Annotated in this window: 11 protein-coding genes; 1 reads left to right on the plus strand and 10 read right to left on the minus strand. The window is 52.4% G+C overall.

All coding sequences use genetic code 11. The annotated features are described in order from the left end of the window. Positions 1-38: 38 nt before the first annotated feature. The 10 genes from B4N58_RS11020 to B4N58_RS11065 all read right to left on the minus strand — a co-directional run bounded on the left by B4N58_RS11020 (position 39) and on the right by B4N58_RS11065 (position 11,666). A complete protein-coding gene (locus B4N58_RS11020; RefSeq protein WP_291749191.1) occupies positions 39-1,406 on the minus strand; it encodes a DUF1329 domain-containing protein in 1,368 nt (455 codons plus the stop codon). A gap of 27 nt (positions 1,407-1,433) precedes the next feature. After that, positions 1,434-3,287, minus strand: coding sequence for a DUF1302 domain-containing protein (locus B4N58_RS11025; protein ID WP_349677519.1), 1,854 nt, complete (start codon positions 3,285-3,287; stop codon positions 1,434-1,436). 376 nt (positions 3,288-3,663) lie between these two features. Beyond that, positions 3,664-4,323: a TetR/AcrR family transcriptional regulator gene (locus B4N58_RS11030; protein ID WP_291749192.1), complete on the minus strand. Its 660-nt coding sequence runs from the start codon at positions 4,321-4,323 to the stop codon at positions 3,664-3,666. 57 nt (positions 4,324-4,380) lie between these two features. Continuing rightward, entirely contained in the window at positions 4,381-6,525 is a 2,145-nt protein-coding gene (locus tag B4N58_RS11035; RefSeq protein ID WP_291749195.1) for a CocE/NonD family hydrolase, read from the minus strand. Between the two features lie 128 nt (positions 6,526-6,653). Beyond that, positions 6,654-7,814, minus strand: coding sequence for an NAD-dependent epimerase/dehydratase family protein (locus B4N58_RS11040; RefSeq protein WP_291749199.1), 1,161 nt, complete (start codon positions 7,812-7,814; stop codon positions 6,654-6,656). A 55-nt stretch (positions 7,815-7,869) separates the two neighbouring features. Further along, positions 7,870-8,457, minus strand: coding sequence for an adenylyl-sulfate kinase (gene cysC, locus B4N58_RS11045; RefSeq protein ID WP_291749202.1), 588 nt, complete (start codon positions 8,455-8,457; stop codon positions 7,870-7,872). Further along, complete coding sequence (locus B4N58_RS11050; protein WP_291749205.1) at positions 8,435-8,827, minus strand: DUF4915 domain-containing protein; 393 nt, start codon at positions 8,825-8,827, stop codon at positions 8,435-8,437. The genes cysC and B4N58_RS11050 overlap by 23 nt, the downstream gene beginning before the upstream one ends. Before the next feature lie 62 nt (positions 8,828-8,889). Further along, positions 8,890-9,207: a hypothetical protein gene (locus B4N58_RS11055; protein WP_291749208.1), complete on the minus strand. Its 318-nt coding sequence runs from the start codon at positions 9,205-9,207 to the stop codon at positions 8,890-8,892. A 14-nt stretch (positions 9,208-9,221) separates the two neighbouring features. Then, positions 9,222-10,079, minus strand: a complete 858-nt coding sequence (locus B4N58_RS11060; RefSeq protein WP_291749210.1) for a hypothetical protein — start codon at positions 10,077-10,079, stop codon at positions 9,222-9,224. Positions 10,080-10,082: 3 nt separating this feature from the next. After that, positions 10,083-11,666, minus strand: a complete 1,584-nt coding sequence (locus tag B4N58_RS11065) for a type II secretion system protein GspD (protein WP_291749213.1) — start codon at positions 11,664-11,666, stop codon at positions 10,083-10,085. 139 nt (positions 11,667-11,805) lie between these two features. Between B4N58_RS11065 and B4N58_RS11070 the strand changes: the two genes are divergently transcribed. Further along, entirely contained in the window at positions 11,806-12,276 is a 471-nt protein-coding gene (locus B4N58_RS11070) for a DsrE family protein (RefSeq protein ID WP_008247954.1), read from the plus strand. Positions 12,277-12,286: the final 10 nt, after the last annotated feature.

Consider the following 12,286-nt stretch of genomic DNA (forward strand, 5'->3'; position numbering starts at 1 on the left):
AGGGCCAATGCCCCCTGTAGCCTGAATTTACCTAGCGATTACTGAACGCCGAGTCGACGCAGGCCGGCCGGTGTGTAATTGGCGCGGTCTGGTGTGAAGTCAAATACGAAGGGCTGTTCTGCTTCATTGGTCAAACCAATGGTGAGGTAACGGCCCGCTTGCAAGTCGTACAAGGCTTCAGCAGCGTAGAAAGGAACCATTTCGTTGTAATACTGAATGTTGTGGGCTTCAGCAACGCGCCACAATGCACCCTTGCCATCGTAGTGATCGATGATGGAGGCTTGCCAGTTGTCTTCGTTCACAAAGAATACGCGCTTGGCGTAAATATGGCGTGCATCGCTCTTCAAGGTTGCTTCCACTTCCCACACGCGGTGCAACTCATAGCGCAGGTGCTCTGGGTTCATGTGCAGTGGCTGGTGGATTTCCTTGTAAGTCAGCTTGTTGCTGGCCAAACGATAGGAGTTGTACGGAATGTACATTTCCTTCTTGCCTTTCAACTTCCACTCATAACGGTCTGGCGCGCCATTGAACAAATCATAGTTGTCGGTTGTACGCAGGCCGTCAGCCGCTGTACCTGGTGAGTCGTAAGCCACTTGAGGTGCACGACGAACACGACGCTGACCCGCGTTGTACTGCCATGCACGGCGACCTTCAGTAACTTGGTCGAGTGTGTCGTGCACCAGCAGTACGTTGCCAGACACAGAAACAGGGCTCTTCAGGATTTGATAGAAGTAGAAGTTGATGTTTTCATCTTCGCCAGCCTTGTAGAAGTTGGGCAGGTTGCGAGGGAACACCAAGGTGTCTTCAATGCGGTTGATAATGAAGGTGCCATCGCGCTCCACTGGTACCTGAACGAAATCGCGCTTGGCTGCGCCGCCGCGATAACGGGTCAAGTGGTTCCAAATCACCTCAACACCATTTTGTGGAATTGGGAAAGGAATGGCCTGTTCAAAACCAACCACGGAGTTACCGTTGTTTTCAGTTTTGGCGTTGGTTGCGTTTTTCTTGGCTGCGTCCAACACTTTCTTGGGGTAAGCCGTTGTGCGGTGGGTTTTGTACACATTCATTTTGAATGTGGGGTACTTTTTCAGCATTTCCAGCTGACCTGGCGACAGGTTGGCTTTGTACTGATCAGCGTTTGCACCGGTGATGGTGAACAAAGGCTTCTCGCTAGCAAACGGATCCACCAAATGCTGGCCTGGCTTGTAACCTGCTGGTGCCTTGGTCAAACCGCCTGTGTAGGCTGGAATGGTACCGGCGGCATTGCCCGCCTTTTCAGCACCAAATTCAGTCAGGGTTGTGCCCAGCTTTGCCGCTTCTTGCGCGCTGACAGCCGCTTGCGCGGTGCCAACAGCAAACAAGCTTGCCAGAGCCAGTGCTGTGAGTTTTGTTTGAAACTTCAACATAAAAATTCCTCCAGTGTGTCTCTGTTCTTAGAATGAGTAGGATGCGCTCAAAGAGATGAAGTCGCGGTCTTTCAGGACGTCATAATCAGCTGAGTTGGCGAATGTGGTGTAGTTGATTGATGCCTTGGTGTTGGCATCAAATTCAAAGCCCAAGCCCCAACCAATTGACTGGCGACCCTCGTTGAAGGCTTGACCTGGTTCTGGCGACCAGCCATCAACATCATGCGACCAAGCGATACTTGGAATCAAATCGATACCCAGGAATACGTCGCGGTAAGTCGCTTGAGTGCGCATACGGTAACCCCAAGAAAACTCAGTGACGAAACCATTAAAGTCTCCCGTTTGCGAGGCTGAACCAAAGGTTGGAGATCGACCATATCGGATACCCCCGTTGCGTACATCGGGCAAACCATCCACGAACACAGCCGCAACCTCACCAACAAATACCACCTGACTTGAACCCAAAGCCCTGTCAAAAGTTTTAATGAAAGTGTTTTGAATCTGAGTAACATCAAAACGATCAAAACCGTCAACTATCGAATTATTTGGAGCGTTTGCTACACGCTGATTCAACTGAGTTGGAACCGTGGCTGCACCAAAAGCACCACTAAATGGATTGGTGCCTCCGTTGGTTAGACCAGCTCTCAACAAATCGGTAGCATTAATCTGTATTGGTAGGTCTTGAACCATAGAAGCTTCACCAGACCATGCCCAACCGCCTACGTTTGTCGCAAAACTCACACCGAACACCTTTTGATCCTCGGGATAATCAATTACATAGGCAGAATCACTATTCGCGCCGAAGGTCAGGTTATTGTTCGATCCTTTGCTCAGACTAGCCAAGGGAAGACGGGTGTGATACTGCATGGCATACACACCGAGTTCCGCATCCAAAGACTCGAAATAACTGCGCAGTGCAAAACCGAACTGGCCACCGTCGTCTGGCTGACGATCAATACCTCTGCGTACGAATGGTAATTGACCGCCAAGCGCACCAACTGGCGTGGAGAAATTTTGCTCATCTGACACAGGTGTTGGGCCTAGTGCCGGGAGGAACGCAAGACGAGCACAGCCATCAGCCGCAAAGTCAGCTGTCGAGAAATATGTACCGCAGCCTTCGGGAACTGTCTTTCTCCATTTCAATTGCAGAAAACCTTCCAAGCTGGTGGTATCCGTCAGGCCCAGGTTGGCGTACAGCATTTCGGCGGGTGTGAAGCCCTCTTTTAGTTCAGCACCAGGGCGGCGGAAGGCGGAAACGTCAATGGTGTTCAAACCAGCAATTGGGCTCAGAATGAAGGTACTTTCACCCCAGCTAATCACCTGCTTACCCAAGCGCAGGTCAAGAGGCATACCGCCTACGTTGGTATTGATATAACCAAATGCATCCAGCACATCGATACCATCAAAACGAGCATACGGATGGAAGCCGTTGTCATCCAGACGCTGATTGGGGCGATTGCTTGTGGGTTCATGCCCGTGGAAAACATCTTTGTTGTTCAAGGTGTGGTCGTAAAACCATTTCACACGTGAGAAAAAACCGTAATTGTCTTTTTTCAGCTCAAAATCGTGCACACCTTTAATAATTGTTGAGAAGGTGTCGCCTTTTTGAAAGTTCAAATTACCGTCGTCGCCAGTGTTCGAAGAACTGCGACCCCGAACACCAGCGGCGTTAACGTTGCCCACCGAATAGAGGGCTGGATCCTGCCCCTCAACACGGAAACTGGTACCCGCCGATACGGTGGAGTTCACGCTGAGGTCGAAATCACCAATTTGAAAATTGGCAGCCTGTACAGGCATCACAGCCGCGGCAAACAGCCCCGCTGCAATCATGTTGCGCACGGCAACGTGTGTTCTTGTTTTAGTAAAAGAATGTTTGTTCATGTAGCCCCCAAATAATTATCGAGTCAGCAGACGAAATACGTCTGCAATTGCCGAACAGCCCTCAGACCGAGGATGTCGGAAAATCAACTGAAAAATCGAATAGTTGTTCCGGCCTGCTAGAGGCGCGAACCAACCTTATGGGGAACTTCGAGAACCTTGAGAAAAATAAGACATGTCACCTCCAGTAATTGCACCTTGATTGATGCTTTTTGCTAATTTTTTGCTTAGTGTAAAGCAGCTTTCCAAAAAATAAAACCGTAATTACAGTTTTAATAATTTAGAGCGCCTTATCTAAAAATGTACCACCGGAGTAACATGAAATGTTGCGCGAATTGTCAATAGTCGCAATTTAGTAGTAATTTCACTACAGGGCTTGTCAGGACTCGATTCCGAGGTATCGACTTACCACATTCTGAATTCGCGTTTCGAATTCCTGGGTGCGAAATTTAACAGGGCCCGCATCACGCAGGCGGGCATTGTGAAGTGCACCGTAAACCACTTGTATGGCAAATGCCAAAGCCCGCATTGAGTCTGGGTGAACGGTGCTGTCGATGTGTTGCAACAGGGGCTTTGAAACCGTTGTGATAAAACCAAAACCCACATCCCTCATGGGCGTGGATTCGATGAAGCCTTTGGATTCCCGAATAAAAGCTTCGGTCAAAATTGAGCTGTACTCGCCCTGAAAAATACCTACAAGAAAGCTGACTACTTCGTCGCAAATCAGTTTACCTTCCACGCCGACCCAATTGCGATCGTCAAACTGGCTGGCCGCACTCATGAGCAATTCCTGGCAGCTTTCGGCAATCAAGGCATCAAAAAAACTTTCTTTGTCCTCAAAACGGCTGTAGAACGAGCCCACGGTGCAACCGGCTTCGGTGCAAATGTCCTTGATTGAAATTTCCTCAAGCACACGGGTGTGCAAAAGCTTGCGCCCTGCTTTCAGCAGGTCGTGGCGCTTTTGAAGGCTGCGCGCCTGCATGGCTGGGCGCACACCTTGGGTATTTTCTACAGCTTCAGCTTTGGCTTGGTTTTTCACTGGAAATAAGAGCGCCCACGTGGAGTGGGCGCTGCAAGTAATCGATTAATAGCCGGATTATGGCATTAAATTTTGCAATGTGGGTAAATTCAAAGTGCCGCGCAGTGCCACCAAAGGTGTGATTAAGTCGCGTGAGGCGGTTGCCAAATATTGCGGGTGGTAACCATACACCAGCAAGCCAAGGGTTTCACCTTCAGCCAAACGTTCGGCCACGCCGGTCATTTCCACATGGCGCTTGCCGAAACCGCGAACGGGCGTAACCTGATCGTCAATCAAGCGCCAGGCGCCATTCCGGTTCACACCCAGACCAACAAACAGCATGGGGTCGCAACCTGGCTCCAGCCCAGCCAAACCAATGGGCGACATGGCTGTTGCTGCATAAATTTCACTGCACAGCGGGTTCATCAACATGTCGACGGGCGGCGCAATTTCAAACGTAGCAGTTGGAATACCTGCCACGACGTTGACCCCTGCAGGCAATTCGATGGGCATGACCGCAGGTGCAAATGGATAGCGCAAAATGCCGGTAACCGCACTGGTGAGCACATTCAATGGGTCCGCACCAGGCGTGAAATCGATTGCAACCGGCTGAACGTTGCTGTTGGTCGCCTGGCCTTTGGCCTGTGGACCCAGATTATTGAAGAATGTGTTTTCGTTCACCCACAGTGCTGCATTTTCACTGGCCGAACCCTGGCCTACGTCGTCATTCAGACTAAGGCAAACTTTGCCTTTGTTCGCGGCCAAGGTTGCGAAGGCATTCGACTCGCTGGCATTTTTGATGGCCGCTGCCTCTTGGGGCGTAAACAACTTTTCAACCAGGAATGCAAATTGGGCCTCGGGAATACTGAGGGCACCACAAGCAAAAGGGCCACCTGGCTTCTGGAACTCAATTTCATTGAGACCGTTTTGTGCGCCCTGCTCGGTGAGGTCGGCCAAGCCCGGAACCATGGAAGGAGACAGGGGCAAAATATGACCGCTTTGGTGAGTTAACAAACGAACATCGGCTTTTTTGCCTTTGTCATCCTCAAGCGCGCGATAGCAGCTGAAGTTGTGGAAGGCATCGTTGAAGTTGAACAAAGTGTCCCGAAAGCCCTGGGTGAACAGAATATCAACCGGGTCTGGCGTTTTCTGGGCCAGGCCGGGCGTGACTTCGCTTTGAAGGAAGGTTTGTGCGCCCGGCGCTTCAGGATCACACCAGTAACTGGGGCTGTGATAACGGAAAAACTCGAGCGCACCTTCCGGGAAACGGTTTGCGGTGGCACCGCGCAGCAGGGTTTCGCGGATCAAGTTGTCTTGCCCGCTGGTTTGCAAAGCCATGGGGTCGCCTGCCTGTAACTTGGGCTGCAGTGAACCGGTTTCGCCACCAGCCACCAACAACAAGGCCCAACCCGATTTGACTGTGCCTGTGGGCTTGATATTGCCCTCAGCGGGTTCGAAGTTTTCAACACCGTACGCGCCGCCTGGGTTCAGGCTGTAGCGCAGGTCGTTCCATGCAATATCTGGAGTTAGTGCGTCCAGGCGTTTCAGTGGGTCAATGTTGTGGATCAACAATTGATAGCCACCGCCATAGCTGCCACCCGTGGCTCCAGCCACCATGTTGAATTCACGATTGCCTGCTGGCTTGGGTGTGCTCGCGTAGCGCAGCCAGTCCAGGTTGGCCTCGGCCCAATCAAGTATTTGAAGCAGATCTTGCCCTTCAAAGTCAGGGTCCATGACCCGGACAGAACCGCCGCTTTCACCAAAGCCGCGTTGGTCAATACTGATCACTCCAGCACCGGCCTCAATCAGATTGCCCATAATTCCACGGGGGCTGCTGGCACGCGAGCCGCCGTAGCCATGGCCTTCCAACACCAATGGGTTGCCCAAATCGCAGTTAAACTCAGCGGGCTCAAACACGGTGAATGCAATGTTGTGGCCGCTGGCCGACTGCAAGTTGACGCTGTAAATTCCACCACCTTCGCGTTGCTGCGTTGCATTGTCGCTGCAAGCAGTCGAAGTGAACTGCCGTTGCACAGCCTCAGGGTCGGGATTTTTAAAGTTGGCCACCAAGGTAATGGTGGGCTCAACTTCCTCATTGGGGTTCGTGGGGTTGTTGGGGCCAGCCAAACTCGCCGGGGTGTCGTCGCTGCCGCAGGCGGCAAGGCCCAAGGTGGCGCCCAAAAGGGCTGCGAGCAACAGTTTGCTGAAGGGTACTACAGTCATGGGTGTCTCCTGCCATCTCCGCCTTGTTGAACTCGGGCGTTGTGGATTTGTGTTTGTATCTCCTTGTTACCGGGAGATGACAGGATTTAGATGCGGCTGAAGTGTCGCCAAGCCGACACTACGGAAGCCTACACCTGATGGTACATGCGATACCAGGCGGCAAATTCGGCAATGCCTTGCGCCAGAGGGGTGGCCGGCCGGAATTGGGTGGCCATTTGCAAAGCACTGACATCGGCACAACTTTGGCTTTTCTCGAGAATTGGACCGGTGATGTATTCCTTGATCGCGGTTTTGTCCAAAGCATGTTCCAGCGCTGCAATCAATTCTTCAATCGACACTGGCAAGCTGTTGCCCACATTCAAAAGTCGCCATGGTGCGTTGCTGGTGGCTTGGTCGGGGGCTTCAACCAACCACACCGGGTTGGGTTCGGCAGGGGTGTCGCTGGCTCGCAATATGGCCTCAACCAAATCAGCCACGTAGGTGTAATCGCGGGTATTGCTGCCATCGTTGTAAATCTGAATGGGCTTGCCTTCCAGAATACGTTTTGTAAATGCGAATAGCACGGAGTCGGGCCTGCCCCAGGGACCGTACACCGAGAAAAACCGCAAACCGGTGGTGGGTAAATTGAACTGGTGGCTGTAGGAATGCGCAATCAATTCGCAAGCGCGCTGAGTGGCTGCATCCAGGCGCTGCGGGTGGTTGGCACTGTCGCGCTCGCTCATGGGTTTTTGAAAACCGGCGCCATACACCGCATGGCTGCTGGCGTACGTTAGGTGGTGAATTTTGAAATGGCGGCATGCTTCCAACAGCGACACAAAACTGTTGATGTTGTTTTGCACGCATTCGGCGGGTTTGTCTTGCGACAAAAACTTGTCGGTTTGACCCGCCAGGTGAATGACCCGCTGAACCTTGTAAGTTTCCAGGCATTCATGTAGCTGCGTGCTGTCGCAAAGGTCAGCGCGCACGGTGTAGTATTTCGAACCGGTGGCTTTTGCGATTTCATCGAGCATGGTCAAGCGCTCACGCTTGAGCCGGGTGTCGTAATGGCTGTTCAGGGAATCAAAACCAATCACCTTGTCGCCGCGTTCCAGCAGTGCCTTGGCCGTGTGAAAGCCGATGAAGCCAGCATGGCCGGTGACCAGTACGGTTTGCTTCTGGCGCGCCTGCTTCACCAGGCCCGGATCGACTGCCTCAAGCTCGGCCAATTCCTCGGTTTGCAGTTCGTCTGTTTTGGGTGCTGCATTTTTGAGCTGATCCGGGGCCGGAAAGGCCTCCATTTTGATTCCCATATTGGTTCTGCATGCACGGTAGAGGAACCTAACCTTACCCGAAACCGATTGATTGTCAATCCGGTTGTTGATCCGCCAAGCGCCTTTTCAACGCTGGCTCCAACATGGCTAGAAGGCTCTCGATGCAATCCGAAACGCTGTGTTCGTGGGTTTGCAAGATCAAACCAGGATTCTCGGGCACTTCATAGCCAGCGCTGATTCCGGTGAACAGCGGAATTTCTCCGCGACGTGCACGGCCATACAAGCCCTTGGGGTCGCGTTGTTCGCACACTTCCAGCGGAGTGTTCACATAGACTTCAAAAAACTGATCTTCATTGAACAAGGAACGTGCTTTATTGCGGCTTTGGGCGTGGGGCGAAATCAGCGACACGATCACCACCAAACCGGCATCGACCATTAATTTACATACCTGTGCTGTGCGCTGCACGTTGCTGGCTCGATCTTCCTGCGAAAACCCAAGGTCACTGTTCAAACCATGGCGCAAACAGTCACCATCCAGCATTGCGGTGTGAATACCCTGGTGGTGCAAGGTATTTTGTAGCGCCAATGCGAGAGTGGTTTTTCCTGCGCCACTCAGGCCAGTGAACCAGACCACACATGCGGCATGCTGCTTTAACAATTCATGCTGATACAGCGAGATCATTTTGCGCACAGGTGATTAGTTGCGGATGCTGGGCTTCGTCAAGATTCATGATCACACCATTTCGACAGTCGGGAATAACCACGGTGTCAAAGAACTCGCGTGCGGCACCTTCAAAAGTGATGGCCTGGATGACGTGGCCAGTTTTCAAATTGACCGCAATCAGTTGGCAACGGTCTGGCATATGCAGCGCTTTCAAACGATCATGCAGCGGAAAGTCTGGAACATAGCCATCGTGCCGGGGCTTGCTGATGCCAAAAATTGCATAGTCGCCAATAAAGCTCAAACCCCGCCCGTAACCACTCGTGGTACTGAACAAGGCAACCTGACCCAAGGCAGTGTTGTTGTCACCAGTGGTCAGGTTGTAGGCCACGCCATCAAGCGCCCCGCAATCAGGTTGGAGTAAATGCTTTTTAAATTGATGGCTTCCACGGCTTAAGCTCCAGACAACACAACTTCGTTTTGCAAATACACCACGGCCAGACTGAACAACACCGCAATACCCGAGTAAGCAAGAGAAGCGACGAATGCAATGACTGCAAATTTGCGTGCAGCGCTGTTGGCTTTGTCATCGCGGGTTTGTGATATCGAGGCCAGGCACTCAGCCAGTTGAGCCTGGTCTTTGTGCGCCCGAAGGCTACCCAATTCGGCAGACCGACCCTCGCCACGCAAATGCGTATGCTGTTGGCGAAGCAAATTAAGCTGGTGGTCATCCAGCCCGGCTTGCACCAAATCGGCTTCAAGTGATTTCATGCGGATTGTTTCCTTCAGTTGGGAAAGCCTGTGCCAAAACCGGGCTGATTATTGCCACCCTGGCTGCCACCGAAACCACCATTGCCACCACCGAACCCGGAGCCAAAGTTGCCCCCTTGCTGACCACCCAAGGTACCCGAAGGTGAAAATGTCTGTGTTCGCAACACCGGTACCAAATGATCAAACTGATCGGTTTCAACTTTCAACAATTGCGAATCGCTGGGCACTTGCGGCAACCCACCCGCGCTCGACTCCAGCGCACCATAAAACACATTGACCCAGGTTCCGTTTTCACTCAACCAATCAACTGTAATGTCCTGACCATTGACCTTGGCGCGAAGCGGATAACCACTGACATTCTCTGTTTGGCCAACGCGCAAACGCAGTGAACCCGACGAACGCGACACAGGACGAGGTGCCACAACAACCGGCGGTGCGTCACTACGGCTGTTGCCGGATTGCTGAACAGCAACTGGCTGACTGACTTGTTGCGGCGTGAAATCGTTCTCGACCCGTCGCATCACAATTGCACCCTGAAAATAAGCAGTGACCTGCATGTTTGTGAACAGGTTGATCAGCGGAACCGGCAATACCGGAGAATTCAAGGCCTGTTGCCGAATGTTCAAATCTTCTTGAGTAATTCGCCGTTCGGCCTGCCGGCGCAACTCGGCAGCATCGCCAGTGGCTGCTGGTTCTGCCGGGCGCTGCGTGGCTACGGCAGAATCTGGCCCACTCGCCGCAGGCGCACCCTGCAACAGGGCAGGGCGAATCAAGGGATTTGCAATGGTTTGCTGCGCCAAGACACTGCCACAGCAGGCTACGAAAACACTTGCAATGCAATATGTGATGGCTTGTTTTTTAAGTGCATGCATGAATCACTGCTCCTGAAACGGGGTCAGTTTCGAAATCATTTGAACTGGCGACGGCACAAAACCCAGGCTTTTAGACAAGCGCAATGGGCCACCCACTGTCGCGACAGGTTCAAGCACACTGGGTGCCTTGGGCTCAATTCGGCGTTTGATTTTGGCAGCAGGTTGTTCAAGTTCAGCCACCTCACCGAACAACAACAAGCGCGGGCGGATGGTGACCACCAATTCCGTTTGCTTGGTGCTCTCGGTGCGGCTGCGTGTGCCCAAGCCACTTTGAAAATCATCCTGCGCTCGCGACACCGTAATGCCACCCAGCAATATGGTGTCGCCAGGCCGGCAACGCACCTGGGTTTTCAATTCACGGTCAGCCACTTCGGGCAAATTCAAATCCACACCCAAGGCGGTAAAGCGCTTGAGCGCCAATAGCTCAGTGATTGAAATATTGATGCGGGTGTAAATGGTGGAATCGTGTGCTTCACCAGTTAGCGAAACCTCAAGGCCTGTGCGCAGGTTTTGGGTATCGGCAGTCGACTGCGCAACACCGTTCACAATTTGTGAACCCACACGCGAGACGAATGTGGTGGACTGACCCACGCGAATATTGCCGTTGGTGCCATTCATCAAACCAATTTTCGGTTGGCTCAATGTTTTGACATCGCCTTGCGACTTTAAAAAATCAATCAGAAAATTGGTTGAAAAGTTTTCCCCGAAAATGAGGGTTTCGATTCCGGATGCAGTCCGTGTTAACTGGGTAATTCGATCAGCAGTGCTTGAAGCACCGGCAATGGATGAATCGGGCGCGGTGTTGATTCCCCCACCAGCTTTGTACAGCTCCCAACGAACACCCATATTGTTGGAATCATTCAAATCAACCTGCAACACATTCATGTCGTACACAATCAGCGAACGCGTAGCGCGTGCCCGTTCCAGATAATTTTGAATGTCACTCAATGCCCGTCGGTTGGCGCGAAACACCAGCGACCGGTTGATGCGGTCCAGGTACACATCGCGCGCACCCAGGTACTGCATGGTGTTGGTAATGCCAGCCATGCTGTCCTCGTTCAGCACTGGCGGCATGGTGACGACAAACTGTTGCTCAGGCATGATCCTCAACACACCTGACTCAGTCACAGTCCAGAAGAAACCCATGATCTCGCCCAACTTGTTCATCACCTGCGGCAAAGTGCCACTGAGATTGTTCAGCGTGACCACCCCATACCGGGACGCTGCATCCGCCCCACCCTCAAAACTCAATGGCATATTGGTGCTGGCGAAGATCAGCTGCAGCACATCAAACAAACCGCGTTCAGTCACCGACAGGTTCTCAACCACGCGGCTGGGCAACTCGCCCTCGGAAATTTGGGGGCGAACCCAGAATGTATCGGAGGGCAAACGCTCAATGGGCAAAGTCACCTGCGGGGCTGCCTGACTGGCCCCGGTTATTTCAGGCGCTTTCAGCTTGGCGCGAAACTCGTCTTCCTGCCCAAATGGCCTTAACGATGAGCAAGCCATTGCACCCAAGGCAACGGCCGCGTAAACACCAATTTTGCTCACCGTGAAAGCGGTGTTTAATGCGGTGTTGGGTTTCATACTGTTGCTCATCCTTTTAAAGCGGTACTGTTGAGTATCCCGATGCAGGATGGGTTAAACATCCCTCTAAGGAGTCACCTCGCCGGCCCCACCTGTTCGCGGGATAAGGCAGGGTTAACCGACATTGAAGGAGCAATTCATGAATTGGCTGATGATCAGAAATACCTTGGTAGCCTGTGCAGCAGGCTTGTTGATGACTGGCACGGTGTATGCGCAGGAATCTGCCCCTGTGAAGCGAATGACTACACAGGACATTACCTCGAAGGTGGTGTATCACATTGACGGTGCTGAACAACCGCTAAAGGCTTTGCGCAACATTCGCAACCACCTGGATGTTTCACCGAGAACCACCATCATCGTGGTGACCCATGCCAATGGCGTGGACTTTTTAATGGAAGGCGCAAAACATGCTGAAACGGGAACTCAGTACGCTCCACTGGTAAGCGCACTGACTGCCCGCGGCGTGGTGTTTGAAATTTGTGAAATTACCCTGAAAAACCGCAAATTGACCAAAGACCAATTTGTACTGGATGCCACCTTTACCCCCTCAGGCGTGGTGCGTGTGGCCGACCTGCAAACCCAACAGGGCTTTGCTTACATCAAACCTTAATACCCACTTG

The organism is Limnobacter sp. UBA3528, assembly GCF_002377005.1.
In the GTDB taxonomy this organism is placed as follows: domain Bacteria; phylum Pseudomonadota; class Gammaproteobacteria; order Burkholderiales; family Burkholderiaceae_B; genus Limnobacter.

What these genes read in the sequence shown, in the direction of transcription:
- B4N58_RS11020 (WP_291749191.1), bottom strand. Translation starts at nt 1,406, where the DNA reads ATGTTGAAGTTTCAAACAAAACTCACAGCACTGGCTCTGGCAAGCTTG.
- B4N58_RS11025 (WP_349677519.1), bottom strand. Translation starts at nt 3,287, where the DNA reads ATGAACAAACATTCTTTTACTAAAACAAGAACACACGTTGCCGTGCGC.
- B4N58_RS11035 (WP_291749195.1), bottom strand. Translation starts at nt 6,525, where the DNA reads ATGACTGTAGTACCCTTCAGCAAACTGTTGCTCGCAGCCCTTTTGGGC.
- B4N58_RS11040 (WP_291749199.1), bottom strand. Translation starts at nt 7,814, where the DNA reads ATGGGAATCAAAATGGAGGCCTTTCCGGCCCCGGATCAGCTCAAAAAT.
- cysC (WP_291749202.1), bottom strand. Translation starts at nt 8,457, where the DNA reads ATGATCTCGCTGTATCAGCATGAATTGTTAAAGCAGCATGCCGCATGT.
- B4N58_RS11055 (WP_291749208.1), bottom strand. Translation starts at nt 9,207, where the DNA reads ATGAAATCACTTGAAGCCGATTTGGTGCAAGCCGGGCTGGATGACCAC.
- B4N58_RS11060 (WP_291749210.1), bottom strand. Translation starts at nt 10,079, where the DNA reads ATGCATGCACTTAAAAAACAAGCCATCACATATTGCATTGCAAGTGTT.
- B4N58_RS11065 (WP_291749213.1), bottom strand. Translation starts at nt 11,666, where the DNA reads ATGAAACCCAACACCGCATTAAACACCGCTTTCACGGTGAGCAAAATT.
- B4N58_RS11070 (WP_008247954.1), top strand. Translation starts at nt 11,806, where the DNA reads ATGAATTGGCTGATGATCAGAAATACCTTGGTAGCCTGTGCAGCAGGC.